Genomic DNA, 26,182 nt, shown 5'->3' on the forward strand with positions numbered 1-26,182 from the left:
CGCGCCTGGCAGGTCGAATGCGGTCTTCGGGCTGACCAGCAGGCCGGCTGCCCAGACCTGTTCCGCGACACGGACACCATGGGCAGGACGACCCGGCACCGGCCTCCGCGGCGGCAAGCACAGCTACACCGTCCTTGCCCTCGTGACGGCTCCCGGGGGAAGACCGGCCACGCTGCGGCATGGCAGACCGAATGCACACCGAATGCGCCGCTACCGCGGCTGGCGGTCGCGGTGGAGGCAGGCGGCGGTCAGCTTCTCCGAGCAGCGGCCGCTGTGGAGCGTTGAGCCCGCCAGGTGCCGAGCGCCCGCATGACCGGCGAGATGCGCCCGGCCGGTAGGCGTCCGGGATGTGGGGGATCGTCACGTGCGGCGTGCGGGGCCATTGCCGCCAAGTCGGCCAGGGCTTGGCGCCAGCGTTCGGGAAGGCTGTCAGCACCGGGGAGGGCGGTGTCGATGCGGAAGCACACGCTGGTCGTGTCGCCGTAGGTCGTTGCCATGACGGCGAGGGGCACACCGGGCAGGCAGCACATGATGGGATCAAGGCGGTGCACTGCCGCGTCACCGTAGTGCAGCCGCTGGCGCACCACGCCGTAGGAGGCGCAGACGGTGAGCCGGCCTGGGACTGTGCTCACGTCCACAAGACACTTGAGCAGACGCCGGGGAAGGCGTGTGAGTGCCGCTCGCAGCACCTTCTTGTGCGCGGCCGACTTCAGTACCGGGGTGCGCTCTCGTGTACGTGCCAGTCGCTGGTCCACCGTCATGGATCCGCCGGGCAAATCGATCCGCATCAGGAACAGCCGGTTGCCGGGTGCCGCTACTTCCTCGGGCGTACGCAGGTTGACGGGCACCATCACCGGCAGGGCCGCCCCGGCAGCGCGGGGCCAACCATCAATGGCCCACTGGGTGATCGCGTGAGCCAGAGCGGTGAGGTAGACGTCGTTGGTACTGGCGGCGCCTGTGCGGGCCGCGGTACGCAGGCTGTCGGAGGGCGCCTGGACCCACAGTGTGTGACGGCGGCTGGACAACGGATACGAGGTGGATTGCCACAGGCGGTGCTGACGCGCGTGCCGCAGCAGGCGCACAGTGCTACGCACGGCCTGGCGCCGGGCGGGCCGCCCGGTCGAGGAGACATCTCGAGTGAGCGCGGAGCACTCTGCCGGCCGTGACCGGGACCCGAACAATGCTTCCAGCACTGTGACGATGTTGGCGCCGTCCTGGACGGCGTGGTGCGTGAGATACAGCAGCGTGAACCCGTCGGGCACGTGACCGTGCAGCAGGACCATGCACCAGGCGGGGGCACCTCTTGGCCACGGTTCACCCAAGAGGAGGCCTACCGCCGCCTCGAGAGCAGCCGGACCGCCGTCGATGACCTGGGCGCGAACGTGCCGGGCCATGTCCGGGACGGCAGACGTCCACCGTGCGGCAGGCCCGTCCCCGGTCAGCATGTGCGTCAGGCAGGGCAGCTCATGAAGGCGCGTGGTGACGTGCTCGCGCAGGCCGGCGAGATCGGGCACGGAGCCGGTCAGGTGCAGCAGCGCCCCGATCGTGGCGTTGGCGTCCGGGTGCTCCGCGAGCTGTTCAGCCTTGATCATGACGATATCGGCAGGGCTGGGATCCAGAAACTGGCTCATGTCTTTGTCACCTCAAGAGCGTGTAGAGGGGTGCGCTGACCACCATGCCGATCAGCATGCCGTCGGCCACCTGGCCGACGGTGTGGCAGCGCAGCCGGACGCGGGGCCAGCCGATCAGCGCCACGAGGACGCCCGGTGCGAGCATCCACTGGCCGTAAACCGCTGCGAGGGCGGTGAAAGGACCGGAAGCGTCCGCGGGGAGCACCGACACCTTCAGCGCGGCACCGGTCAGGGCCGAGGGCATCACCCCTGTAAGGCCAACCGGACGATGCAGCTGATGCGACCGGCGCAGCAGCCGCAGCGTCCTCCTCCGGCACCGTCGAAAACCCCCGTTCCTCACCTGATCGTGCCGTCGCCGTGCGCACCGTTCATCGTCCCAACGACGCGCTCACCGGGCTGGTCACGGCACCGGTGCGAGCTGCTCGCGCCCGGAGGAAGCTACTTCCCGAGAGCAGCGGGAGTCCCGTATTCGAAGGTTGCAGTATTCGCCGTAGAGCGAGCAGTTCCGTACCCGGCTCGGTCACGTCAGCGGTGACAAGGTGTAAAGCTCTCGCCGCAACGGGCGCTGTCTGCGCGAAGACGCCGGATCAAGAAGAAGACCGGCCTCTTGCGGTGAACCCGCGACGGACGCCCGCGCTCCGGTGCGAGCCTTCGCCCTCTGCCACCGCGCCGTACGCCCCCTCCCGGCAGCGGCAATCCCGCGCGCCAGAAGGCTCACCCGGCGCTACGAGGTTCACGGCGCCGGCACGGCACCGATCTGCTGCATCACCCCGAGGAGATCGGGCTGGCCCCGTTCGCCGACGATCCGGCCGTCGGCCAGGTAGTAGAAGTTCATGGCCTGCACCGAGATCTTGTTGCCGCTCGCCGGGATCCCGAAGAATTCACCGTCGTGGGTTCCCCGCATGGTGAACCGCGCGGCAACGGTGTCGCCTTCGGCGACCGTCTCCTCCAGCGTCCACTGGACGTCGGGGAAGGCACTGCGCATCATCCCGATGACTTCCATGTACCCATCGGGCCCTCGCAGTGGTTCCGGGTGGCTTGGCGCGTGGAACACCGCGTCCGGAGAAATGACCTCGCGGACGAGAGCCTCGTTGCCCGTGTTGATGAACTCGACGAAACGGTTCATCACTGACTCGGTGGGCTGCGATGGCATCTTGCTGTGCCTCTCCAGAAACGTTTGGGCGGGTACCTGCGAGCCTAACATCGAATCGATGTTTACATCGTTTCGATGTTCGCGTGCGAAGATGGACTCATGCTGGAACTCGCGATACTCGGCTTTCTCGCCGAGGGACCCCTGCCCGGACACGAGTTGCGCCGCCGCATGTCACAGCTGACCGGCTATATGCGGCCGGTCAGTGACGGCAGCCTGTATCCGGCGATCAATCGCCTGACCAGGGCGGGCTTGATCGAGCGGCGCGCCGACCCGGCTGCGGGGGCGGCCCGGTACGTGCTCAGCCTGACCGCGGCCGGGCGGGCCGAAATGCTTCAGCGCCTGCGCAAGCCCGTCGACCACGAGATCACCGACTTCACCCGGTTCTACGTCGTCCTGGCATTCCTCTCCCACCTGCCCGACGTGGCCGACCGGCACGCTGTGCTGCGCAGACGACTGGAGTTCCTGGAAGAACCGGCGAGCTTCTTCTACGACAACGAGCGGCCCCTGCGTGCCGAGGAGGTCGCCGACCCCTACCGGCGGGGCCTGCTGCTCACCGCCCGCGCCACCAGTCGCGCCGAACGGACCTGGCTGCGCGAGACCCTCGGGGAGGAACCGCCCGTATTCGACACCGGATGCACCGACAGCGATCCGCATGCGCCCGCCGCTCCCGCGAGCTGACTGTCCACGGAGGTACCCCCATGCTTGCATCCTGGTACGACGACCAGGGACCCGCCGCCGATGTCCTGCACGTCGGTGAACTCCCCGCTCCCGCCCCCGGTCCCGGCGAGGTCCGCGTCCGCGTCACCTTCTCGGGCGTCAACCCCGGCGACACCAAGAAACGGCGCGGCTGGCTCGGCTCGTCCATGCCCTTCCCGCGGGTGATCCCGCACAGCGACGGCGCCGGAGTCATCGAGGCGGTGGGCGCCGGAGTCGACGTCCACCGCGTCGGACAAAGGGTCTGGGTATACGGCGCCCAGTCCTACCGCCCCTTCGGCACCGCCGCTCAGTACGCCGTCGTACCCGACCACCAGGCCGCACCCCTGCCCGACCACCTCAGTGACGAGCTGGGCGCGAGCCTCGGCATCCCCGGCATCACCGCCCACCGCACCGTCTTCGCCGACGGCCCGGTCGACGGCCAACTGGTCCTGGTCCACGGAGTTCTCGGCGGCGTCGGCTCCCTGGCCGCCCAGCTCGCCCACTGGGCCGGCGCCACCGTGATCGCCACCGTCCGCCGCACCGCGGACCTCGACCGCGTCGACCCGGCGGTCGCCCACGCCATCGCCCTGGACACTGGCGAGCCCGCCGCTGCTATCCGCGCGTACGCGCCGCGGGGCGTCGACCGGATCATCGAGGTCGCGCTGTCCGACAACGCCGATCTCGACAACGCCGTCGCCGCCCAGGGGGCCGTCATTGCCGCCTACGCCACCAGCTCGGACCGCACCGAGATCCCCTTCTGGCCTATGCTGTTCAACAACGTCACCCTGCGGCTGCTCGGCAGCGACGACTTCCCCGCCGAGGCCAAGCGCCAGGCCGCCCGCGACCTCACCTCCGCCGCCGCCGTCGGCGCCCTTACTTTCGCCGTCGGCGGCTGTTACCCGCTGGACGACATCGCCAAGGCCCACGACCACGTCGACGCTGGCGGTGGCCACGGCCGCATCCTGGTCACCATCCCCCAATAGCGCAGACTCGGAACACTGCCCTGCTCAACTGCCTAGCCCTGCGGGGCGGCCCGTCGCGCTGCCAAGTATTCGGACCGGTTCCCGCCGACGAGGGTGGCCCAGCGTTCGGCTGTCTTGGGGTGGATTCCGATCAGGTCCGCGATGACCATGGGCGGCAGGTCTACCAGGGCGTCCATCATGGCGGTGTTCCGTGCTGCGCGGGCGGGCAGACCGTGGAGTCTCAGGGTGTCGGCGCCCTTCGCGATCAGGCGGGCGAACCGGAGGGGCCGCTACCGCCAACCACTGCTGCCGACGCCAATAGCGTCGGATGCGATGAGGCGATCACCATTCTGGAGGTTCGCCTGGGGCCATCTGGAAGCTGTCCCACCGGGACGTCGGCCTCCGAATCGCGGTGGCAGCCACCTCGGCCGACACCTGCGCCTTTCACTTCATCGAGCGATTGAACTGCGAAGACGCCTCCGAGTCGCATCTGATGCGAAATTCTCGCGTCAGATGCGATAGACGGAGGCCCCCGGCGACCACGCACGCTGACGCCGGGACCTACCTCACCGAGTCCAGTTGTGGAAGCGCGCCCGCTTGGGACCGCACGCGCCGTCGGCGAGGGCCTTGTCGTAGCCCCGCTGCCCAGCGGCGTCGACCTCGGCTTTCGGCGCGTTCATGGGGATGTAGGACGCGGAGTAGACGACGCACGATGAGTCGTAGACCGGCCACAGCACCCACGCCCCGAACGCAATGACGGCGGCCGTCACGGTGAGCACGGCTGCGACTCGGCGGCATGGCGTGGAGGGAGGACGGGATGTCACCAGCGGATGGTACGGAACGGAGCACAGGCAGCGGACGACCGGGGCCTTGCCGACAAACGATGGTGCCCTCGGCGAACACGCACTGTGACACCACGACTGACCCTCACCGAGGAATACGCGACGCGTCAACATGCGAGCTCACCAGTCCCGAGGTCGGAGTGGCGCCCGGGCGCCCGATGCCCCCGGACGACCACCTGATTCGGCCGGCTCCGGATGTGCGGGGCAGGTGTCCTCGCGGTCAGGCGACGCCGTGGCGTTGGGCAGCCAGTCGGACCTCGGCGACCGCGCCCGGTTGTTCCAGCAGCATCGTTCCGGCTTCCTGCCCCAGGTGGTGAATGCGCAGGCGGTAACTGTCGACGATCACCCGGAGCTCGGGCCAGGGGTGCTTCCAAAGCAGCTCGGCGCGTTCCCACATCTCCACGCCGCGTGAGGTGACGCGAAGGTGGTACTGCGGGCCCTCGTGGGGCGAGGGCGGGGTGTGCTCGGTGTACGGGGGCCGCACCGCGTAGGTGCCGATCACGCGTTCCCCGGGTTCCAGACGGGCGGCGCGGATGCCGTCGATGCGCCCGATCCGCGATCCGGTCCAGCCCGCGAGTCCGGTCGCGGGCAGGGCGAGTGCCAGCACCTGCCACCAGGGCAGCACCCCCGCACCGAGACCGATCACCGTCGCACCCGTGATGCCCGCGGACACGGTGACCCGGACTGTCCTGGTGCGCCGTATGACGGCGTTGTCCTCGTCCATCCCCGTTCCCCCCCTGGTTCCTGGCCTTCCACGGGGTCGGCTCAGGGCGTCCTCGTCGCTGTCACCCTATTGTGGGCGGTTATGGCGCCGCCTGGCAGCTCTCTCAACTGGTCGCTTGTGAGGGGCGGTAAGCGGAACCTGCCCTACCGTGAATGGCTGTACGGAGGGCCCCCAAGGCCGTACTCCCACCTTCGACGGCCAGACACAACAGTGCTGTCGGTAGACGTGAACAACGAGGCGATACGCATCGAGGTCCACGTGACGACGATCGGCTCGGAATGTCCGGACTGCGGGAGTTGGTCGAGCCGGGTACACAGCTCCTACCTGCGGTTCCTAGCCGATGTGCCTACTGCGGGGCGGCGGGTGGCCGTCTGTCTGCACATCCGCCGGTTCTTCTGCCCGAATGCTTCGCGCGGACGGCTGACGTTCGTCGAGCAGGTGCTGGGGCTGACCCGACGGCACACGCGGCGGAGCGAGTGCCTGCGTCAGATGCTGGCCGCGGTCGGCCTCGCGCTCGCAGGTCGGGCCGGTGCACGGATGGCCTGGTCCTCGGAGTACCCGTCAGCCGCAGCACCGTGCTGCGGCTGGTCGCCCCACTGCCCGAGCCGAAACCTCCGGCCTCACAGGTGGTTGGCGTCGTCGAGTACGCCACGCGAAAGGGCTGCGTCTATGCCACGGTCTGGTCGACGTCGAGACCCGGCGACCCGTGGACCTTCTACCTCACCGTAAAGCATCCAGCCTGGCCAGGTGGCTCGCCGAGCGGCCCGGCATCGAGGTCGTCTGCCGAGATCGAGCTCCCTTCTTCGCGGAGGGCGCCACGGCCGGGGCGCCCCAAGCGGTCCAGGTCGCCGACAGGGGGCATCTGTGGAACAACCTCGGAGAGGCCGCCGAGCGAGCCGTCGCCCGCCACCGCCAGTGCCTACGCGTCCTGGCCCCCGAGCCTGTCGGAGAGAAGGCCGAGGAGTCCCCCGAGGAGACCCCGGACTCGCCGTGGCAGAGTCAGCGGTTCGCCAACCGTGTTCGAGCCAGGCACGCCACGGTCCACGCGCTGCTGGAAGCCGTACCACAGCCGCCGTTCCATCGGGTGCCAAGTGAGTGGCTCGTAACTATCGCCTGCTCACGACGGCAGCTGTGCAGTGGCACGCAACTCATCGGCCGTGGCACTACCGAAGCCGAAGAACTTCAGAAGCGGCGGAATCATCTCGAACAGCATGTCAGTACCACCCTGAATTGTGCAGCCCCTCCCCTGCGCCGCCCGCAGGAAGGGAGTGACCTCGGTCTTGTGCACTACGTCCACGACGAACGAATCGGGCGCGATCCGAGCAACGTCGACCGGCAGTGGGTCGCCATCCCTCATCCCGATCGGGGTGGCATTGACGACCAGGTCATAGCCCTCGGGATCCATCGATCCCAAAGCGACCTTCACTTCGGGGTGCCACTCGCCGATGCGTTGGGCGAGCGACTCGGACGCGGCCGTATCCGGATCGAACAGGCCGATCCCGGCCAGCCCGACGCCGGCCAGCGAGGCCGCGATCGCTGAACCGACGCCGCCATTGCCTACAACGAGCGCGCGTTTCCCCAACGGGTCGAACCCCTTGCCCAGCACACCGCGGATGAACCCGGCGCCGTCGAACTGATCGGCAAGAAGCCGCCCGTCCTCCCGCAGCAAGACCGCATTGGCCGCGCCGGCGATCTTGGCGGTCGGACTGATCTCGTCAACCAAGTCCAGGGTGGTCACCTTGTGCGGCATGGTGACAAGCGCACCACGGATGTTCGTGAGCCTGAAGACCGACCGGAAGAAGTCCGGATAGTCCGTGTCCTTGACCCCCATCGGGACGACGACCGCATCGACACCGTTCTTCTCGAACCAAGGGTTGTAGATCAGCGGCGACTTGAACGTGTAGGTGGGGTACCCCATGTGTGCGATGAGCGACGTCGTTCCGCTGATCATCGTTTCTCCTTCTTCGGTGATTCGATTCCCGTCCTGGAGTCTTCCGGCGCACCGGCGGCGGCATCGTCCACGGCCGCAGCCACCTCTCCCGACCTGCCACCAGCCATCCGCACTACGCCCGCAAAGACAATTCAGCCTCATCCGCGTCGTTGGAGAGCTCCCGCAGACGAACCCCTGCCCAGGCGCACGGCTGTCCCCCGTGCTGGGCCCAGTACTCCTCCCAGTGGGCAAGCTTCCAGCTATCGCGCTCGAGGCCGCGCTCCCGTAGGCGTTGTTGAAGTGTCTCGGGAGAAACACGGACGCGGATCACCTCGATGTCAGCAGGCGGCCAGTCGAAGCGCTCCGCGGCCTTCGTGATGAAGTCGGGATCGGAGAGGTACGGGCTGAACGGCGCGTCGACGACCACGGGCCGGTCGATGCGCAGGTTGGCCCCGGCCATGTCGAGGAGCGAGTCGTACTCGAGGGGCAGAATGCGTTCCAAGTAGAACGCGTTCGACTCGCGGTCGCCCGGGTCGTAGCCGGCCGCTTGCAGGGCCGCCTCGACAAAGCGGGCGCTCATCGCGTCCTTGTCGAGGTAGGCGGCGGCGTACTCGCGTGCGAGACGACGGGCGACCGTGGACTTCCCGGAGCCGGCCGTGCCGATGACGATGCGGAGGGCAGTGCCGGTCATCGGCGTGCGTCCTGCACCGCTGCCAGGAAATCGCGGGCTGCGGCAGTCACTCGGGTGAAGTCGCCGTCAGGTTGCCACGCCTTGGTGACGGCGCTGCCCACGCCGACGCTGGTGACGCCCGCCGCGAACCACTCCGCGACGTTCTCCGTCGTCACGCCGCCCGCGGGCATGATCGGCAGATGCGCAAGCGGCGCGAGCACGGCCTTGGCGTACGGGATGCCGGCGTTTTCCGTCGGGAACAGTTTGAGGATGTCCGCTCCCGCCTCGGCCGACTCGAGAAGCTCGGTCGGCGTGAACGCACCACTGACCGTGGGTACCTGGTAGCGGTTCGCGACGCGGATCATCTCGGGGTTGAGCTGCGGGCTGACCAGGAACGCCGCACCGGCGCGGATGCACTCGAACGCGGCGTGGCCGTCGAGCACGGTCCCGGCCCCCACCGCGATGCCCTCCGACGCGTACTGCCCGGCCAGTCTGCGGACGAGATCCACCGCCCCCGGTATGGACAGCGTGATCTCGAGCGCCCGGAACCCGCCTTCGATCGCGGCGTGTGCGACGCGCTCCGCGGTGTCCGGATCCGGCAGGCGAACGATGAGGACGGCACCGGACTCGTCGATCGTCCGGAGCGTCCGCAGCTTGGTGAACATCGGTGTCCTTTCAGCGGAAGAGATCCATTGACAGGACCATCTCACCGTCCCTACGTTGAATGCAATCGATCTCAGCAACCGATCTCAGCAATCGATCTCATTGGGGATCCGCAGATGGATTTTCTCGAGCCACAGGCTCAGGCCGGCACCCGCTTCGCCCGCACAGCCGTTCCGGATGCCAGCTTCAGCGAAAACTTCGGCGAGGGCTTCAGCGCCCCACACGAGCTCCGTCCGGCGGGGTCATGAGCGGCGCGCGCACCATCGTTGTCGGCGCGTCACACTGGCACGTACCTCTCTATGCGGAGGCGATCGCCGAGGTTCACGACGTCGTCGGGCTTTCGGATGAGGGCCCCGGGAGCGTGGGTGACCTTGCCAAGCTGTGGGACTGCCCGGTGGAGGCCGACTGGCGTCGGCTGCTTGAGCTGCGGGACATCGAGCTCGCGTACGTGTTCGGCCCGCACGACCGCATGACCGAGGTGTGCCGGGCGCTGATCGAGCGGGGCATCCCGTTCGTCGTCGAGAAGCCGCTCGGCACCTCGATCGAACAGCTGCGGGAGGTGCGACGCGCCGCCGAAGAGGCACGCGTCCCGGCCGCCGTCCCGCTGATTCAGCGCGGCGGCCCCGCAGACCGCTGGCTCGCCAAGGCCGGGCGCCCCGTGTACCAGCGGCTGTCGTTCATCGCGGGTCCGCCGGAGCGCTACGAGCGCAACGGCAACCCGTGGATGCTCGACCCCGAGCGGGCCGGCGGCGGCTGCCTCGCCAACCTGGGTCCGCACTTCGCCGACCTTTTCTTGCAGCGCAGCGGCAACACGACCGCCGAGGTCGACGCAAGACTGTCGTCCGCCCTGCACGCCGGAACCGTCGAGGATCATGCGACCCTCCTCCTCACCGCCCCCGACGGGCGCGAGGCGATCATCGAGGTGGGGTACGCGTTCCCGGACTCCGGGCTGAAGCGTTACTGCAGCTACTCATCCGCGGGCGAGGCCGGTTTCGCCTCCATCACCTCGGACGGAGAGGCCACGTTCACCACGCTCGAGGGCAGCACTGAAAGGGCCGTCATCGACGTCGACAGTGACCCTCTCTACGAACCATTCGTACGGCAGGTCGCGCGCACACTCGGCGACGGCTTCCGCGGCCTGCCAACGCTCGGCGAGCTGGAGGACACCATGCGGATCATCTGGCACGCCTACGGCACCGGCTCACAAGGAGGACTCCATGGCTGATCCCAGCATCGATGCCGTCGCGGAGGCGGCGGGCGTGCACCGCTCCACGGTCTCCCGCGCCTTCTCCCGCCCAGAGGCGGTCAGGACGGAAACACGGCAGCACATCCTGCGCGTCGCGGAGCAACTCGGGTACACCATGAGCCCGCTCGCCCAGGCGCTACGGCGGAAGTCGAGCACCTTCGTCCCGCTGATCGTGCCGGACATCACCAATCCGTTCTTCGCCGAGCTCGCCAAGACGATGACCGAGGCCGCGGGGCAGCGCGGCTATCAGCTGATGCTCTGCGTCACCAACGGCGACACCGTCCAGACCGCCGGCTACCTGACCGCCATGCAGTCGCTGTACGCGCCGTTCGGCATCATCGCGCCCTCGACGCAGGTGGACATCGACACGCTGACAAAGATCGACTTCGGACAGCGCATGGTCGTCATCGACCGCGTGGACGAGCACCCGACCGTGCCGACCGTCACCGTCGACAACCGCCGGGGCATCGAGCTCGCCTTCGAGCATCTGCGCTCGCTCGGCCACCACCGGATCGGCTACGTCTCCGGCATCGCGGGCACGCACACGGCACAGGACCGCATGGACGCCTACCGCGACCTGGCCGATGACCCGATCGTTCTGGACAGCGGTGCCGACACAGAGGCGGGCGAGCGTGCGGCCGCACAGTTCGTCGCCATGGACGACCGGCCCACGGCGATCATCGCGGCGAACGACATGGTCGCGTTCGGGGTGATCTCCGCACTCGCCGCCCAGGGCATCAGCATCCCGGGCGACGTCTCGATCATCGGTTTCGACGGGCTCAGCCTGGGAGCACGCTCCAACCCGGCCCTGACCACCATCAGCCAGCCCATCACCGACATGGGCAGCATCGCGATCGACCTCGCCGAGAAGAAGGCGGCGGACGGATCCGCTGGACACGTCGTCCTGGAGCCGGAGCTGCTGGTGCGCGCCTCGACCGCCAGGCCGCGCTCATGAGCGCGCGCAGCGCAGGCGAACTGCCCCGCGTCCCCGGCATCCGCTACGCCGACCACATCGGGCTCACCGTCCCCGACCTGGAGGAAGCCGTCGCGTTCTTCGTCCAGGTACTGGGAGCGGAGGAGCTCTACCGCTCCACCCGAGGTCCGGATGCGGAGTTCATGCCCGAGAACTTCGCCGTACCGCAGGACGCGAGCCTCACTCTGGCGATGCTGCGCATGCCTCCCAACCTCAACGTAGAGCTGTTCGAGTGGAACACCTCCGACCGCCGCACCGAGCACCCGCGGCACAGCGACGCCGGTGGGCACCACCTGTGCTTCACGGTGGACGACGTCGACGAGGCGGTCTCGATGCTCCGCGGCATCCCGGGTGTGCGCGTGCTCGGCGAGCGCAAGGAGGTCGCCGGCGACAGCCCTCGCGTCGCGGGCAATCGATGGACCTACTTCCTCACGCCGTGGGGACTGCTCGTGGAGATCGTCGACCGTTCGAGGGTGGCCGACCCGCCGCCCTTCGTCGGCCCCGCCGACTGGCGCACGGCAGCAGACGACAACACCGGAAAGGATTAGTGATCATGCGGCTTGCAGGCCACACCCTTGGAACTCCGCAGCAGACCGTCCTGGAAGCCCTCGCACTGTTCGCGGCGGCCGGTCTCGACGCCGCCGAGGTCATCTACCAGGACGACTACCGATCCGGGCTGCCGCTAGGCGATCGTCGCTCGGCCGAGGAGGCCCGCCGGGCCTCCTCGGACCTTGGAGTCCCGATCATCGGGCTCACGCCGTACACGACAGGGATCAACGCTCTCGACGAGAGCCAGTGGCGGACGGCCATCGACGAATTCCGCGGCGCAATCGAGATTGCCCAGCTCGTCGGCGCCGATCGGCTCCGGGTGTACGCGGGATCGTGGCATCCGGGCGACCAGGACCACGCAGCCCGCTGGGACCGCCTCGTCGCGGCCCTGCGCACACTGGGCCCGGAAGCCTCGGACGCCGGAGTGTGCCTCTGCGTCGAGAACCACTTCGGAACCATGACGCAGTCGGCTGCCGACACGGCACGGCTGGTGCGCGAGGTGGACAGCGATGCTGTACGGGTCCTCTACGACCAGGCCAATCTGACGTTTACCCACGACGAGCCGTACGAGAAAGCGCTGCACGTACAGGGCGACTTGATCGGCCACGTGCACGTGAAGGACCTCGTGTTCTCCGACCCCGACGCGCCGTTCCAGGCGTCGGAGACCGCCCGCGTCGCGGCGTCCGAGCGCGCGGTACGCTCGCGCGTCGTCGGCGACGGCATCGTGCCCTGGAGCGACATCATCTCGTCCCTTTTCACACTCGGCTACGACGACGTCCTCTCCCTTGAGTACGAGTATCGATGGCACCCTCAGGACTTGCCCGAGCCGATGGTGGGCTTCAAGCGGTCCGCGGCGGCCCTGCGCGCCTGCGTCGACCAAGCGGCCGTGGCAGTGGGGAGCGCACGATGAGCACACAGGCCAAGACCCGCGTCGGTGTCGTCGGCGCGGGAAACATCGCCTCCATCGCGCAACTGCCCACACTGGTCAAACGCGAGGACGTGGAGCTCGCGGCGCTGGTGTCGCGCCGCCCGGATCCCGGACCGCTGGTGCGGCGCTGGGGCTTCAGCGCGGCCTACGGGACGGTCGAGGACATGCTCAAGGCCGAGGCCCTGGACGCGGTCTTTGTGCTGACGCCGCGTTCGGAGCATGCCCCCGCAGTGGAAGCGTGCCTGCGAAGCGACGTCGACGTGTTCTGCGAGAAGCCGCTCGTGCCGTCCGCCGATGAGGCCGAGCGCATGGCCGACCTCGCCGACGAGCGCGGCCGCATCCTGATGGTCGACTTCAACCGTCGCTACGCCCCTGTGTACGTGGCCGGGCGCGAGGCCTTCGGGTCGTCCGGGGCCACTTTCTGCGTCGCCCAGAAGAACCGGCCGGGCTCGGAGTACCGCGCGACGTTCGAGAACGCCATCCACATGGTCGACCTCCTGCGTTGGTACTGCGGCGGCGAAGCCGTCGAGGTGACCGCGCACGCCACAGGCGACAACCCGTGGGAAGAGGACGGGGCCGCGGCGATCATCCGCTTCGACACCGGTAACACGGGCGTGCTGATGGCGGCACGCACGGCCGGGGCCTGGAACGAGAAGCTCGATGCGTACGGCGCGGGGCGTTCCGCCGAGGTGCGGGCACCGGAGTCCGTCTCGATCACCGTCGACGGCGTGACCACGACCCGGAGTCTCAGTTCGGAGGCATTCGGCTGGGCCACCGCCACCGAGACCCTCGGCTTCGCCGAAGCGGTCCACCATTTCCTCGACCGCCTGGCGGATCGCCGGCCGCCCCTGACCACCGGGCGCGACGCCGTCGCCACGCAGAGGCTGCTCGATCGCATCCTCGCATCCGCGGGGCTGCCGACCAGCGAGCAAGAAGGCCGCCAGTGGGCAAGCCACGCCACGAACGCGGCTCAGCGCTGAGCCTGAAGGTCCTCACATCTTTTCGGATTCCTGAGACGTTCCCACATCTCTCCGAGCAACACCTGACTCTGTAAGGGGAGTTCAATGACGAACTCGAATGATGTGCTCAATACGTCGAGCCCTTCCGAGCTTCCTGAAGCAGTCCAGCCCTCCCGTCGCCCTGCCAATATGGCGGCAGGCACGATCGGCCACTTCGTGGAATGGTTCGACTGGTACATCTACGGACTACTGGCAGCGGTTTTTTCGGGACAGATATTCCCAAGTCACTCGTCCTTCGCGTCTCTTGTCGCAGCGCTGCTCACCTACGCGATCGGGTTCGTAGTACGCCCGATCAGCGGGATCATCATTTCCCCGTTGGCCGACCGCTACGGCCGACAGGTCGTTCTGACCCTGTCCATCTCGGGGATGGCGCTCGGCTCCCTGATCATCGCCCTCACCCCGCCATTCGCAATGATCAGCTACGCGGCGCCCGTTCTCTTCCTGTTCGCCCGCGTTCTGCAAGGCATTTCGGCTGGCAGCGAAATGCAAAGTGCCATCGCGTTCATGGTCGAGCACGCCCCACCGGACAAGAAGGGCCTGTTCGGTTCCTTCTCCAACATGGCAAGCGGTCTCGCGACCCTCGCGGCGACCGGCTCCGCCGCCATCGTCACAGCCGCGTTCGATCCGGACACGCTCGCCGCATGGGGCTGGCGCATCCCCTTCCTTGTGGGCGGCATCATCGGCTTGGTCGGCCTCCTTCTGCGGGCCCGCGCCGACGAATCCCCCGAATTCGAGGCCAGTTCCGCCGTCGAGAAGTCCGCGCCCGGGCGTCTGAAGGCTCTGCTCCGCGAACACCCGATGGCTCTGCTGCAGACGGCGGCACTGTCCGCCCCGGCCGTGGCCTATTACACCTGGGCCACGTTCCTCCCCACCTACGCGAACCTGACCACGGGCCGGAACACGGCCTCCACTCTGGCCGGCAGCGTCATCGGACTCGCCCTGATGGTCATCATCGTGCCCATTTGCGGCGCGCTCTCGGATCGACTCGGCCGACGGAAGATCTTCCCGATCGTTGCAGCCATCGGCATGATCGTGCTTTTCTACCCCTTGCTTCTGCTGCTGAACCGGCCCGGATTCTGGGTCTACGTTCTGGTCTCGAGCTCCGGGTGGGTGGTCCTCGGCGTCTGGCAAGCCGTCTACCCGACGATTCAGGCCGAACTCTTCCCGGCCTCCGTACGGGTATCCGGCATTGGTTTCGCGCATCAGATCGTGACCGCCGTTTTCGGTGGCACCGCCCCACTGATCGCCGCCGCATTCATCGGCGCCGGACATCCTATGTTCGTCGCGATCTACATGGTCACCATTGTCGCCCTCTGTCTGATCGTCTACTTCACGCTCCCGGAGACCGGTCGTAAGAGGCGGCTCGCACCGTAGCCCTGAATGAGCATTCTCAGGTTGGCCCCGGATGAGGGATGCGACTGGAGAACGCTCCGCTCGGTTACCGGTTCAGGGTTGGCGGGCTCGCCAAGGCGTTTCGTCCACGTGCTCCACGATGAGACCGGCTGCTTCGGCCTGCTCCACCCACGTGGGGGTGGCGCCTCGGCGCAGGGACCGGGTCATCACGAGCGGCCGCCTGGGGCCAGGACCCGGCCGAGCTCGGCTACCGCCTGGTCCCGGTCCCTCGCGCGGCCGAAAGCGTCGATGCAGACGATGCCGTGGGCGGCAGAGGTGGGCAGGGCGGTGTTCTGCAGGTCGGCGACGTGGAACGTGGCTCGGGTGGTGTCGCTGCCGAGGAAGTGGGGTCGGCGGCTGTCCGCCGCGGTCACCGCACTGCGCGAGCACGGTGCCCCACAGGCGTACGCCGCACTCCACCTCCGGGAAAGGTCGTTTGTGAGAGGTCGGTGGGCCGGGCCATGCGCGCACCGTTGTCCAGCCCGCACGCCATGGCCCGGCCCACCGTCTCTTCAGTCCAGGTCGGACATGTCGAGCACGAAGCGGTAGCGGACGTCGTTTCGCCGGAGGCGGTCGAGTGCCGTGTCCACCTGTGACGATGGGAGTACTTCGATGTCGGCGGCGATGCGGTTGTCGGCGCAGAATTGGAGCATCTCGGCTGTTGCCAGGCGGCCTCCGCTGCCCGCGGAACTGAGCTTCTTGCGGCCGATGAGCAGGTCCATGGCCTCGACGGTGACGGGTCCCAGGTACCCGAGGAGGCTGAGGGTGCCGTCCATCGCCACCAGCTTCAGATACGGGGCGAGGTCGTGAGGGGCGGAGATGGTGTCGATGACGACGTCGAAGCTGTCGCGTGCCGTGGCCATCTGCTGGTTGTCGGTGGAGGCGATGAGGTCGTGAGCGCCGAGCTTGCGGGCGTCGTCGCGCTTGTCCTGGGTGCGGCTGATGACGGTCGTGGTGGCGCCGAGTGCCACGGCCATCTTGACCGCGAGGTGGCCCAGGCCGCCGAGCCCGGCCACGGCGACGCGACTGCCGGGGCGCACGCCGAGGGAGCGCAGGGGCTCCCAGACGGTGACGCCGGCGCACATCAGCGGGGCCGCTGCGGCCGGGGCGAGGCCGGAGGGGAGCGGGTAGGCGAAGGTGTCGCGCACGACGTACTCGCGTGAGTAGCCGCCCAGGGTGGTCGATCCGTCCTGCCGGTCGGTGCCGCCGTAGGTCAGAGTCGGGAAGGAGTGGCAGAAATTCTCCTGTCCGGCTTCGCACATGGCGCACACGCCGCAGGAGTCGACGATGTTGCCCACCGCGACGCGGTCGCCGACCGAGAAGGTGGTTACCTCCCCTCCGGTCCCGGCCACCACGCCGGTGAATTCGTGACCGGGCACCAGGGGCGCTTTCGTCTGCTGGTCGTAGGCGTACAGGGCGTGCAGGTCGGTGTGGCACACGCCGCAGTAGTCGACCTGCACCGCGATGTCATCCGGGCGCAGGTCACGGCGCTCCAGTGACGTGCGCCGCAGCGCCGTCGGGCCGGCCGCCCGCCATCCGATGGTCGTTCGCATGCCTACCCCTTAAACAGACTGTTCGGTCTGTCGAAGCTTAAGTGCGACCGCACCCCAAGGCAAACCTACTGTTCTGTTTGGTAGGCTGCGGGCATGCCGGAACAGCCCCAGACCTCGCGAGGCGCCGCGACCTACCAGCGCATCCTGGACGCCGCCACCGAAGAGTTTGCCCAGCACGGCATCGCCGGGGCGCGCATCGAACGCATCGTGACGGCAGCGCGCACCAACAAGGCACAGCTCTACGCCTACTTCGGCGACAAGGAACGACTCTTCGACGCGATCTTCCTCAGCTCGCTGGAGCGCATCACCAACGTCGTGCCCATCGACGCCGACGATCTCGCGGAGTGGGCCGTTCGTCTCTACGACGAATACCTGCGCCGCCCCGACCTCATCCGGCTGGCGACCTGGACACGACTGGAGCGCCGGCCTGCCGGGCACCTCGTCGAGACCCACCAGCACTACGACGACCGCAAGCTCACGGCCATCGCCCAGGCCCAGGCCGCCGGGCGGGTCCGCGCAGGTGACCCGTTCGACATCATGGCCATGGTCATCTCCATGTCCATGGCCTGGTCACCGGTCAGCAACGTTTATGCGGCCAGCAGCCAAGAACCCGTTGACGTACATGACCAGCGCCGCGCCCTGCTCCGCGACTGCGTCCAAAGCGCCACCGCGGCCAGCAGAGGCGACGCATCCCCCTCATGACTGCCACCAACACCCCTGATGGCACTCACGCACGATGCCTGGGCTCCGGCCAGGACCGGAGCCCAGGCCTCACGCCGGAACTTCGACTGCTTCCCCCTGCGGGGTGCGCGGGCCGGGCACCGTCGCCCGGATGGACAGGTCCAGGTCGAGGCGGCTGTTCATGTCCAGCTCGAACCGGCCGTACGGATTCACATGGGTCCAGAACAGCGGCGACAGCCCCCGCCGGTCCACCTCGGTGAGCGTGTCTGCCCACTTCGGGTCGGCCAGAACCTGCTGGACAAGGGCCTTATGGGTCAATGCGGTGACCAACCAAGAAGGCGGCGACACCGCTTGCTGTGGCGTCGAGAGGTCAGACGCGGAGCAGGCCGGTCGAGACCGTCCAGAGGCGCTTGGCGGTGGCGGGATCGAGCGCCCACTCCTTGACACCGTGCGGGTGCTGCGCGAGGTCGGCGTCGTTCGTCACTGTGTAGGCCTCCTGTGAATCGTCGAGGTAGTGACCTCCGGAGTGCGCGAACTCCGGGGCGACGGCCGCAACGATGCTGGTGGCAGCCCCCTCCTCGACCGTTTTGTACGTGAAGACTCCAGCGGCTTCGGCCGCATCGAGCGACTCCTTCTGTTGCGTTGTGAAGTTCCGCTGCAGTCCCGTCGCGACACCGCCGGGGTTCACCGCATTGGCAATGATGCCGTCGGACGCCCAGAGGCGACTTGCCTCGACGGCGAATAGAGAGTTCGCCGTCTTCGACTGGGCGTAGGCAATCTGCGGATCGTAGCTGCGACGCTCGAAGTGGAGGTCGTCGAAGTCGATGCCGGCACGCATGTGCGCCGTCGAACTGACCGAGACGATCCGTGCCCCGTCGCGGTCGGCCGCTCCCAGGGCCAGGGCGTGATGAAGGCCGGCGGCGAGGGCGAAGTGGCCAAGATGGTTCGTCGCGAATTGCAGCTCCCAGCCCTCACGTGTGCGTTCGAGGCCACCAGTGACCACGCCCGCATTGTTGATCAGCAGGTGCAGAGGGCCGTCCCACGCGTCAACGAATCGCGTGACGGTGCTCCTGTCGGCAAGGTCGAGCCGGACGGCTCGGGGCCGTATACCTCTGGTCGACTTCTCGATCGTCTCAGCGACGGCGTCCCCCGCTGTCGTGTTCCGGACGGCGAGCGTCACCTCCGCCCCGGCAGCGGTCAACGCGCGAGCCGTCTCGATCCCGATTCCGGAGGAAGCTCCCGTCACGATCGCGCGGACGCCGGTGAGGTCGGCGCCCCGCAGTACCTCGTCCGCGGTGCTGGAGGCGGTGAAGGGCAGGGAGATGGGTTCGCGAGTAGTCATGGCGCTGACTGTACTTACTAGTCTTGATTTGTATAGTAAGAAACTCGCTCGTATGCTCGGTCCATGAACTGTCCCGCTGCCAGCCACCCACCGTCGGCAGTCGCCGACACCGACCGTCGGACCATGGTTCTGGACTCCGCCATGGTCACGTTCGCGCGATTCGGTTACCGGAAGACCTCGATGGAGGAGGTGGCGCGGGCGGCAGACATCTCCCGGCCCGGGCTCTACTTCCTCTTCTCCTCGAAGGAGAGCCTGTTCCGCGCTGCCGTCACCCAGGCGTTGGAGCGCGACATCACAGCGGTCGAACACGTCCTGGCCGACACCGGCCGACCCCTTGCAGAGCGCCTCCTCGATGCGTTCGACCAGTGGGCAGGCCGCTACATCGGCCCATTGACACGCGATGTGGCGGTGGTCATCGAGGACAACCCTGGACTCCTGGGGGAGATCGTCGAGACCACGCCGCAACGTTTCGAGCAACTGATCACAGACGCGATCGCCGTCGAGACAGGACAAGCAGCGGCCCGCCAAGTCGCCCAGACGATGATCAGCGCATCGACCGGCCTCAAGCACCAGGCCGCATCACGGGACTTCTACCTCGAACGACTGGCGGTCGCCATCGACCTCCTGGTGCGCTGAAGACGCTTACCGAAGTTGCGGGAGAGAGCCCGGCCGAACAGCCAGGTCCGCCCGCCCAGCCAGAGCTGGCACCGATCGCCCGCCACCCGACGATCTTCCGGCAGCCGGAAATTACGCCAAACCGGCACGCTTCCAACCCTGTTCTATCCGCTTCAACACGTCGACCCAACAGAGAAGACGACGAGACGGACCAGTCCGCGACGCCGGTCGCCGTCGAGGTCCAGAACCGTACGCGTCCTTGGCACGCATGCGGAGGCCCGCACCTTCCGCTTCTACGCGGACGACCCGGTGTCCGCGGTCGCAGCGCTGAGGGCAGGCGGCCGGTCTTCCCCTGGCTCCCTCACCGCCTCGGGCCCGTAGTCGACGGCGTCCAGGGGGAGGAGTCCATGCGGCGGGGGCGGTCAGTCAGCCGCCCTGTGTGCGCCGAGGTAGGAGCGGTGCCGGTCCACGATTCCCTCGACGATCTTCATCAGGCGGTCTCCCGTCTGATCGATGCTTCCGTTCTGTGTGCTGACCTGCGCCCCTTCGAGTACGAAGGTGATCTCGGCTGCGGCCTGTTCAGGGTCGGGCATCTGGGCCTTGGTGCACATGCCGATCAGCCTGCGGGTCTGGTGGGCCTTGTGGTCCTCGATCACCTGCCGTGCCGGATGAAGGCGGTCGGGCAGCTCGGCGAGGGAGTTGATGAACGGGCAGCCCCTGTATGAGATCGCCGGCAGCCCCTCGGCGATGAAGCGGGCCAGGCCCAGAATCTGCTCCTCGGGTTGGTCGGGGTATTCGGTTTCCACGCGGTCGAAGGCCGCCTGGTAATCGGCGGCGACGATCCGCAGCCACTCCGCGACCAGCGCGTCCTTGGTCTCGAAGTGCCGGTAGATCGCCATTTTGGTGGTCTCGGCCTTGTCGGCGATCGTCTGGACCCCCACCTGCCGGATCCCTTCCCTCTGGAAGAGCTCTTCGGCCGCGTCGAGAATGCGCTCACGAGGCGGCAGCTTCGCCACTCTGCCCGGCCTGCTGAGGGTCGATGCCATGACTACTCCGTCACTCCGGTCGATCGTGCGGTTCACAACCTCACTCACGGTACCAGTCAGACCCCTTCGATACCGTAGGGTATCGTTCGGGACTCAACGGTATCTTTCTTGTCAGGGAGTGGCAGTGAAGGTTTCTGAGTACGTGAGCTTCGACGCAGTCGGGCTGGCGGAGCTGGTAGCCAAGGGCGAGGTACTCCCCGCCGAGTTGGAGGCAGCCGCGCGCGAGGCCGTGCAGGCAGTCGATCCGCGGATCAACGCCGTCGTGGAGACCTGGCAGACCGACGACGAACCTGTCCCCCGCAGCGCCGCACCCCTGGCCGGCGTCCCTTTTCTGATCAAAGACATCGCAGTGGCCATGGCCGGGAGGCGGATGGAGCTGGGAAGCCGCCTGGCGGCCGGTAACGTCGCCGGCGCCGACTCCTCGCTGATGCAGCGCTTCCGTCGCGCCGGCCTCGTGACGTTCGGACGCACCGCGACACCGGAGATGGCCTATGGCATCTCCACGGAATCAGCGTTGTACGGCGCGACCCGCAACCCGTGGGACCTGGAGCGCAGCGCGGGCGGATCCAGTGGAGGCGCGGCCGCCGCTGTCGCCGCCGGGGTGGTCCCGGTCGCCCATGGCACCGACGCCGCCGGATCGCTCCGTATCCCCGCCGCCTACAACGGCCTCTTCGGGATCAAACCCACCCGTGGCAGGGTGTCCATGGGGCCCGACGTCGACGAGGTCTTCAACGGCCTGGCCGTGCACGGCAGCGTCAGCCGCACCGTACGCGACAGTGCGGTGCTGCTCGACCAGATATGCGGCCCGGAGTCGGGCGACCCCTACTTTGCCCAGCAGCCGTCACGGCCGTACGCGGAAGAAGTCACCCGTCATCCGGGCTCGTTGCGAATCGGTGTCCTCGCCCAAGCGTGGGGCGGACGCCACACTACCGCCCCGGTGACCGACGCCCTCTCCCGCACCGTGCGGTTGCTTGAATCCCTCGGTCACCAGGTGGAGGCGGCCGAGGTCGACCTCGGCGCCGACTGGGAGGAATTCGTCCTGGCCAACGCCCAGCTCATGACGGTGAACCTGACCACCCTGGTCGACGGGCTGGCCGCCGCCTTCGGCCGTCCCATCGACTCCTCGACCCTCGAGCCGGCGACCCTCGCCGGCTACCGCTACGGGCAGCGGGTCGACGGCGCGCAATTCCTCACCGCTCTCGCGATGCGGAACCGGGTGGCCCGAAGCCTGGCGCGGTACTTCGACGCGTACGACATCCTCCTCACGCCGACCCTGCCGGAGCCCCCCTTGCCTCTGGGCACTCATACCGAGGGTGCGGAGACACTGGACGGCCTCGGCTGGATCGAGCGCATCAATGACCTGTCGCCGTTCACCATGCCGTTCAACGTGGCCGGCACGCCCGCCATGTCCGTACCCGTGGCGGCCGACGCCGGGACGGGGCTTCCGGTAGGTATGCAGTTCGCCGCCGGATACGGCCTTGAAAGCCGGCTCTTCCGCCTCGCCGGCCAACTCGAACAGGCAAGTCCGTGGTCAGGCCGAACCCCCACGGTATGGGCTGGGAACCACCCAGGCCGCTGAAGAACGCTCCTGGCACGCTACAGAGAGACATCGAAGGATTCTTGTCGGTTGTCGGTCTCAGGACCGAAAACTCTCGCGGCGAACGGGACGAATACCCTCAATGCCGAGGCGAAGCCGCGGGTATGCCGACCTCGACGATTTGGGGCGGCCCTCGTGACTGCCCCCTTCATGGTGGTGCCCCAGCCTGGGACGATCCTCTTGCGCATGCGATCGCGATCGATCCGCCCGCTACGCACAGCCCGGGAAAGAACATGACGTCCATGCCGGCGAGGTCGCGAACGCAGGCGGGCAGGCCGTGAGAAATCCGACCGGCGCCTGGCCCTCAGCCGTGGCACGGGCCTGCTGAAGACAGCCGCCCGCACCGGCCACAGGGAGGCCAACATCGCCGGAAGCCGCGGCTGCCCCTTAAAACTGCACCTTCTGCGGCGTCGCCGTCAGCGCCAACCCGGACCTCAGTATCCGCGTGCGCCTGACGGCGTCGTCAGCATCAGCGGATGAGAGCCCCTCAAGGTCCGAAAGTAGCTGCCCCGCCCTGTGCAATCCTCTCCACGCGACCGGAGGTGAGCCGGCCCGGTCTGCGGAGACGGGGAAGCTCGACAAGTGGCGTACCGGCGCCCTGGGCGCGGCCGGGGCTGTCGACACCGTGGTCACGCTCCTCGTCGACACGGCGACCAACGACCCCGGGACCCGCATCACGTTCACCTGTCCCACCAGGACCGGCAGGTGTGCGTCCTCACCCTGTCCCACCAGCCCGACCTGACCCCCGGAGCGGTCGAAGGGCGGGGAGGCGTCCAGCGCCATTCGAGCCCAGCGGTACCCGGCGTGCTAGCTGCTCGGCCCGCCCGACTGGGCAGGTCAACCGCTGGACAAGCACTCCGACGGCGGCGGATGCCGGCCAGAAGGTTGTGCGGGCCGACAAGGCAATTCCGTAACTGTCTGACGCACTCTTGATCACACCACCTCCCCCTGAGCACTGCCTGATCTCCGAGGCCGGACAGGATGAGTCCACCATCCACCTGCGGCCCGGGGTGTTCCTGCTCGGGCTCGACACTCAGAGGATCTACCTGTGTCTCACCGCCGGACAGCGCCCCTGACTCTAGTGCTCTTGGGGATGATGCTCTCCGCGTGCTCCTCGAGCCAGCCCGCACCACCGAAGGGCGACCCGCAGGTAGTCCGCGATCGGCTGGCCGTAGCCGGCGACGCCCCGTACTCGGCCGCGCTCAAAGCCATCACGCAGTCAGGGCACAAACAACTCCAGCTCATGGAAGGGCGGGTCAACCTCAACGCACCATTCACAGGACGCACGACAGACTCGACCGAGCAGTACACCGAAGACGTCGTGATCACCCGTCAGAAGGTATACCGGCGCGCCACCGGAACCCACGGGCCATGGCAGGAGTTCCCCGCGTCGGCGGCAAAGGGGGGTATACCCACGGACCGGCTCCCGCAGTACGTGCGGCTCATGCTCGATCACAGCGCCTCCGTGCACCAGAACAGCGAACCTGTACGCGTATCGGCCCGCCTCACCCCGAAGGACATCGAATCGGTGGACAGGACCGTCGGGCGCAACCTGCGACCCGCCACCACAATCGACGCAGATGCCTGGATCGACAACGAGGGCCGAGTCGTGCGCGTACGCCAGAAAATCCACTTCGCGTCCGACCCCGACATCGCAGCGACGATCACGTTCACCGACTTCAAAAACGCCATCCCGGTCAACGCACCCGCGCCCTGACCTGGGCCTAGCCTCAGCGGATGATTCCTGAGCCGCTACCGAAGGTCATCACGCGTCACCGCGACGGGCGGGTCCACGCCTACGTCGTGGGCGCCGGCGTCTACGGGACGCTGGAGCCCGCAGCGGTGTTCCAGCCGCGGGATGGCGACGAAGTCGTAGCGTCGGGGGTCCGGCAGGATCTGGAGCGGGTCGTGTACACGACGCTGAACAGAGTCGTCTGCCTCACGCGTGCCGGCGACCTCATGTGGGCCTCCGACTTCGAGCCGCACTCTGACGTACGCCATGGCCACCGGCCTGGCTGTGCGCTGTCCCTGGACGGCCGGACGGTGTGGGTCTACCGGCCGGACGCGATGGCGGAACGCGGGGGCGGGGACCCTCACGTGGGCGGAGTCGAGCACGGCCCGGGACAGGTCGAGCAGGCCTGCGTCGTTCAGGCGGTGCAGGATCTCCTCGTGGAGCCGGCCCCACACGCCGGTTCTTGACCAGATCAGGAACCTGCGGTGGGCCGTCAACTTCCATACGTTGGACTCGTCACGGGGCGGGGTACGTGGAGTTGGATTGTTCCGGACGGGCTGTGGGAGATCGCGGAGCCGCTGATCCCGCCGTCGAAGGTGCGGCCGCGGGGCGGCGGACCGCAGGACACGCCTGATGAGACGTTGTTCGCCGCGATCATCTACGTCCTGGTCAGCGGATGCGCCTGGCGGGCACTGCCGCCGCCCTTCGGGATGGCTAAAAAAAGGGGCGAAATCACAGGTCCGAGCCCCGTGGACCGTGGCAAGCCGGGTTCCAAGACGCACGTCCTGTCGGACGCGAACGGACTGCCCCTACTCGTCGGCCTCTCCGCGGCGAACACCCACGACAGCCTCGCACTGAAACCCATGATCACGGGTCACCAAACGAGACACGACCCCCACCGCGGACGCTACTTCAAGCCCCAGCGCCTCCACGCGGACAAGGCATACGACATCCCTCACCTGCACAAAATGGCTATGAGGCAAGCACATCGGCGTGCGCATCGCCCGCAAGGGAGTCGAGTCCAGCGAACGGTTAGGCCGCCGCAGATGGGTCATCGAGCGGACCATGTCCTGGCCGACCGGCTACCGCAGGCTCAACCACCGCTATGAACGCCACCCCCGCAACTACCTCGCCTCCTCGGCCTCGCAGCCGCCATCTGCTGCTACAAACGACTCCGCCGACTCACCACATAGGACACGGTCTAACCACGCTGGCCCTTCAGCCCCGTCGGACCGCTCCGAGCTGGGCCCGGTTCAGACCAGGGGCCTCGAACCGCTGTGCCACCGCGCGCAGGACTCGGGCCATCGCCAGGGCGGGCGGAGTGGCGGCTCGGGCCCGGGCTCGAGCCAGAAGGACGCGACGAGTAGGGGCGGGCACGTCAGAGGCGAAGGGGAGCAGCCGGACATCGCTGCGGCGGCTGGTGAGCGCCAGCCGGGGCGCCAGGGCGATGCCGAGCCCTGCGGCCACCATGGCCTGCGCCTCCTGATAGTCGTGTGAGGCATAGGCGATGCGCGGCTCGAACCCGGCCTGACGGCAGCTGCGGCGCAGCACGTCGGCGACAGGGTGGTTGTCGGCGCGGATGATCCATTCCTGATCGGCGAGGTCCCCGAGGCGTACGGAGGGGTGCGAGCGCAGCGGTGAGTCCGCGGGGACCACGAGCACCGTCGGGTCGTCGAGCAGATGGGTGAGTGCGAGCGCGGGATCGTCGATCCGGTTCCAGCCGTAGTCCCACAGCAATGCCTGCTCCACCTCGCCGGTGTGCAGCATCTCCCCCAACTCCGCCAGGACCCCTGCGCGCACTTCGATGCGAATTCCGGAGTGGCGGCGGCGGAAACGGGTCAGGGCGAGCGGGAGCAGCGAAGCGCTCGCCGTCGGGAAGGAACCGAGCCGCAGCGTGCCCTGATCGAGGTCGGCGAAGGACCCCAGGTCGGCCTGAGCGGCGCGCAGCTCTCGGCGGATCGCTTGGCCTCGTTCGGCCAGGGCGGCGCCTGCTGGGGTGGGGCGGATTCCACGCGGAAGCCGCTCGACGAGCGGCTGGCCGGCCTCGCGCTCCAGCAAGGACATCTGCTGGGAGGCCGCGGAGGTGGTCATTCCCATCGCCTCTGCGGCGGCGGTGAGTGAGCCGCGTTCGGCGGACTCGGCGAGCAGCAGGAGACGGCGCACGTTCAGCATGGTGAGAGTTTAGCTCAGCTAAACCCAGGTGAAGCAGACTGCCATTGTGCCCAAGTCACGCCTCTG

28 protein-coding genes and 3 pseudogenes are annotated in these 26,182 nt (G+C 68.0%); 16 read left to right on the forward strand and 15 right to left on the reverse strand.

The genetic code is table 11. The annotated features are described in order from the left end of the window. Positions 1-248 precede the first annotated feature (248 nt). The 3 genes from OG379_RS01200 to OG379_RS01210 form a co-directional block, all read right to left on the reverse strand. Positions 249-1,631 carry a wax ester/triacylglycerol synthase domain-containing protein gene (locus OG379_RS01200; RefSeq protein ID WP_405658316.1) on the reverse strand — a complete coding sequence of 461 codons (1,383 nt, stop codon included), beginning with the start codon at positions 1,629-1,631 and terminating at the stop codon, positions 249-251. A 7-nt stretch (positions 1,632-1,638) separates the two neighbouring features. Beyond that, the gene (locus tag OG379_RS01205) at positions 1,639-1,875 is read right to left on the reverse strand and encodes a hypothetical protein (RefSeq protein ID WP_405658319.1); all 237 of its coding nucleotides are present in this window, start codon (positions 1,873-1,875) and stop codon (positions 1,639-1,641) included. A gap of 489 nt (positions 1,876-2,364) precedes the next feature. Next, entirely contained in the window at positions 2,365-2,757 is a 393-nt protein-coding gene (locus tag OG379_RS01210) for an ester cyclase (RefSeq protein ID WP_405658322.1), read from the reverse strand. A 126-nt stretch (positions 2,758-2,883) separates the two neighbouring features. On the opposite strand from OG379_RS01210, the gene OG379_RS01215 reads away from it, so the two are divergent. After that, on the forward strand, positions 2,884-3,462 hold the full coding sequence (locus OG379_RS01215) for a PadR family transcriptional regulator (RefSeq protein WP_405658324.1): 579 nt from the start codon (positions 2,884-2,886) through the stop codon (positions 3,460-3,462). 20 nt (positions 3,463-3,482) lie between these two features. Further along, entirely contained in the window at positions 3,483-4,463 is a 981-nt protein-coding gene (locus tag OG379_RS01220) for an NADPH:quinone reductase (protein ID WP_405658326.1), read from the forward strand. Positions 4,464-4,495: 32 nt separating this feature from the next. On the opposite strand, the gene OG379_RS01225 is transcribed toward OG379_RS01220, so the two are convergent. From OG379_RS01225 to OG379_RS01235, 3 genes are all read right to left on the reverse strand, one after another. Continuing rightward, positions 4,496-4,642 carry a hypothetical protein gene (locus OG379_RS01225; protein ID WP_405658329.1) on the reverse strand — a complete coding sequence of 49 codons (147 nt, stop codon included), beginning with the start codon at positions 4,640-4,642 and terminating at the stop codon, positions 4,496-4,498. 366 nt (positions 4,643-5,008) lie between these two features. Beyond that, positions 5,009-5,221: a hypothetical protein gene (locus tag OG379_RS01230; protein WP_405658332.1), complete on the reverse strand. Its 213-nt coding sequence runs from the start codon at positions 5,219-5,221 to the stop codon at positions 5,009-5,011. 283 nt (positions 5,222-5,504) lie between these two features. Next, complete coding sequence (locus OG379_RS01235; RefSeq protein WP_405658334.1) at positions 5,505-6,008, reverse strand: hypothetical protein; 504 nt, start codon at positions 6,006-6,008, stop codon at positions 5,505-5,507. A gap of 81 nt (positions 6,009-6,089) precedes the next feature. Between OG379_RS01235 and OG379_RS01240 the strand changes: the two genes are divergently transcribed. Both OG379_RS01240 and OG379_RS01245 read left to right on the forward strand, forming a co-directional pair. Beyond that, the gene (locus OG379_RS01240) at positions 6,090-6,737 is read left to right on the forward strand and encodes a transposase family protein (RefSeq protein WP_405658336.1); all 648 of its coding nucleotides are present in this window, start codon (positions 6,090-6,092) and stop codon (positions 6,735-6,737) included. Beyond that, a pseudogene (locus OG379_RS01245) lies at positions 6,715-6,864 on the forward strand (hypothetical protein); the annotation flags it as partial. The gene OG379_RS01240 and the pseudogene OG379_RS01245, both read left to right, overlap by 23 nt. Before the next feature lie 261 nt (positions 6,865-7,125). Here the strand turns inward: OG379_RS01245 and OG379_RS01250 are convergent. The 3 genes from OG379_RS01250 to OG379_RS01260 form a co-directional block, all read right to left on the reverse strand. Continuing rightward, positions 7,126-7,959, reverse strand: coding sequence for a shikimate dehydrogenase family protein (locus OG379_RS01250; protein ID WP_405658338.1), 834 nt, complete (start codon positions 7,957-7,959; stop codon positions 7,126-7,128). Positions 7,960-8,071: 112 nt separating this feature from the next. Continuing rightward, positions 8,072-8,629, reverse strand: coding sequence for an AAA family ATPase (locus OG379_RS01255; RefSeq protein WP_405658340.1), 558 nt, complete (start codon positions 8,627-8,629; stop codon positions 8,072-8,074). Next, positions 8,626-9,273 (reverse strand): bifunctional 4-hydroxy-2-oxoglutarate aldolase/2-dehydro-3-deoxy-phosphogluconate aldolase, encoded by a 648-nt coding sequence (locus tag OG379_RS01260; RefSeq protein WP_405658342.1) that lies wholly within the window; start codon positions 9,271-9,273, stop codon positions 8,626-8,628. The genes OG379_RS01255 and OG379_RS01260 overlap by 4 nt, the downstream gene beginning before the upstream one ends. Before the next feature lie 242 nt (positions 9,274-9,515). Between OG379_RS01260 and OG379_RS01265 the strand changes: the two genes are divergently transcribed. From OG379_RS01265 to OG379_RS01290, 6 genes are all read left to right on the forward strand, one after another. Continuing rightward, positions 9,516-10,496 (forward strand): Gfo/Idh/MocA family protein, encoded by a 981-nt coding sequence (locus tag OG379_RS01265; RefSeq protein WP_405658344.1) that lies wholly within the window; start codon positions 9,516-9,518, stop codon positions 10,494-10,496. Next, entirely contained in the window at positions 10,489-11,472 is a 984-nt protein-coding gene (locus tag OG379_RS01270; protein WP_405658346.1) for a LacI family DNA-binding transcriptional regulator, read from the forward strand. Before OG379_RS01265 ends, OG379_RS01270 begins: the two co-directional genes overlap by 8 nt. Continuing rightward, positions 11,469-12,038 (forward strand): VOC family protein, encoded by a 570-nt coding sequence (locus tag OG379_RS01275; RefSeq protein ID WP_405658348.1) that lies wholly within the window; start codon positions 11,469-11,471, stop codon positions 12,036-12,038. The genes OG379_RS01270 and OG379_RS01275 overlap by 4 nt, the downstream gene beginning before the upstream one ends. A gap of 5 nt (positions 12,039-12,043) precedes the next feature. Next, positions 12,044-12,949: a sugar phosphate isomerase/epimerase family protein gene (locus tag OG379_RS01280; RefSeq protein WP_405658350.1), complete on the forward strand. Its 906-nt coding sequence runs from the start codon at positions 12,044-12,046 to the stop codon at positions 12,947-12,949. After that, on the forward strand, positions 12,946-13,947 hold the full coding sequence (locus OG379_RS01285; protein ID WP_405658352.1) for a Gfo/Idh/MocA family protein: 1,002 nt from the start codon (positions 12,946-12,948) through the stop codon (positions 13,945-13,947). Before OG379_RS01280 ends, OG379_RS01285 begins: the two co-directional genes overlap by 4 nt. A gap of 84 nt (positions 13,948-14,031) precedes the next feature. Continuing rightward, positions 14,032-15,360 carry an MFS transporter gene (locus OG379_RS01290; protein WP_405658354.1) on the forward strand — a complete coding sequence of 443 codons (1,329 nt, stop codon included), beginning with the start codon at positions 14,032-14,034 and terminating at the stop codon, positions 15,358-15,360. 185 nt (positions 15,361-15,545) lie between these two features. Here the strand turns inward: OG379_RS01290 and OG379_RS01295 are convergent, their stop codons facing one another. Both OG379_RS01295 and OG379_RS01300 read right to left on the reverse strand, forming a co-directional pair. Continuing rightward, the gene (locus OG379_RS01295) at positions 15,546-15,752 is read right to left on the reverse strand and encodes a methyltransferase domain-containing protein (protein WP_405658357.1); all 207 of its coding nucleotides are present in this window, start codon (positions 15,750-15,752) and stop codon (positions 15,546-15,548) included. 138 nt (positions 15,753-15,890) lie between these two features. Then, positions 15,891-16,931 carry an NAD(P)-dependent alcohol dehydrogenase gene (locus OG379_RS01300; RefSeq protein WP_405658359.1) on the reverse strand — a complete coding sequence of 347 codons (1,041 nt, stop codon included), beginning with the start codon at positions 16,929-16,931 and terminating at the stop codon, positions 15,891-15,893. 93 nt (positions 16,932-17,024) lie between these two features. Between OG379_RS01300 and OG379_RS01305 the strand changes: the two genes are divergently transcribed. Continuing rightward, positions 17,025-17,633, forward strand: coding sequence for a TetR family transcriptional regulator (locus OG379_RS01305; RefSeq protein ID WP_405658361.1), 609 nt, complete (start codon positions 17,025-17,027; stop codon positions 17,631-17,633). A 69-nt stretch (positions 17,634-17,702) separates the two neighbouring features. Here the strand turns inward: OG379_RS01305 and OG379_RS01310 are convergent, their stop codons facing one another. Both OG379_RS01310 and OG379_RS01315 read right to left on the reverse strand, forming a co-directional pair. After that, a complete protein-coding gene (locus OG379_RS01310; RefSeq protein ID WP_405658363.1) occupies positions 17,703-17,942 on the reverse strand; it encodes a hypothetical protein in 240 nt (79 codons plus the stop codon). Between the two features lie 40 nt (positions 17,943-17,982). Next, positions 17,983-18,954: an SDR family NAD(P)-dependent oxidoreductase gene (locus OG379_RS01315; RefSeq protein ID WP_405658365.1), complete on the reverse strand. Its 972-nt coding sequence runs from the start codon at positions 18,952-18,954 to the stop codon at positions 17,983-17,985. Between the two features lie 141 nt (positions 18,955-19,095). On the opposite strand from OG379_RS01315, the gene OG379_RS01320 reads away from it, so the two are divergent. Then, positions 19,096-19,590, forward strand: a complete 495-nt coding sequence (locus OG379_RS01320) for a TetR/AcrR family transcriptional regulator (protein WP_405668361.1) — start codon at positions 19,096-19,098, stop codon at positions 19,588-19,590. 401 nt (positions 19,591-19,991) lie between these two features. Here the strand turns inward: OG379_RS01320 and OG379_RS01325 are convergent, their stop codons facing one another. Next, entirely contained in the window at positions 19,992-20,615 is a 624-nt protein-coding gene (locus tag OG379_RS01325; protein WP_405658368.1) for a TetR/AcrR family transcriptional regulator, read from the reverse strand. Between the two features lie 124 nt (positions 20,616-20,739). Here OG379_RS01325 and OG379_RS01330 point away from each other — a divergent pair, with 124 nt between their 5' ends. From OG379_RS01330 to OG379_RS01345, 4 genes and pseudogenes are all read left to right on the forward strand, one after another. Further along, positions 20,740-22,194: an amidase gene (locus OG379_RS01330; protein WP_405658370.1), complete on the forward strand. Its 1,455-nt coding sequence runs from the start codon at positions 20,740-20,742 to the stop codon at positions 22,192-22,194. 1,111 nt (positions 22,195-23,305) lie between these two features. Beyond that, positions 23,306-23,929 (forward strand): hypothetical protein, encoded by a 624-nt coding sequence (locus OG379_RS01335; RefSeq protein WP_405668363.1) that lies wholly within the window; start codon positions 23,306-23,308, stop codon positions 23,927-23,929. Positions 23,930-23,949: 20 nt separating this feature from the next. Beyond that, positions 23,950-24,312: pseudogene (locus tag OG379_RS01340) on the forward strand (hypothetical protein); the annotation flags it as partial. A gap of 117 nt (positions 24,313-24,429) precedes the next feature. Next, positions 24,430-25,137, forward strand: a pseudogene (locus OG379_RS01345) (transposase). A gap of 25 nt (positions 25,138-25,162) precedes the next feature. Here the strand turns inward: OG379_RS01345 and OG379_RS01350 are convergent. Further along, on the reverse strand, positions 25,163-26,116 hold the full coding sequence (locus OG379_RS01350) for a LysR family transcriptional regulator (protein WP_393766817.1): 954 nt from the start codon (positions 26,114-26,116) through the stop codon (positions 25,163-25,165). Between the last annotated feature and the right edge of the window lie 66 nt (positions 26,117-26,182).

The organism is Streptomyces sp. NBC_01166, from assembly GCF_045039765.1.
Lineage (GTDB): Bacteria > Actinomycetota > Actinomycetes > Streptomycetales > Streptomycetaceae > Streptomyces.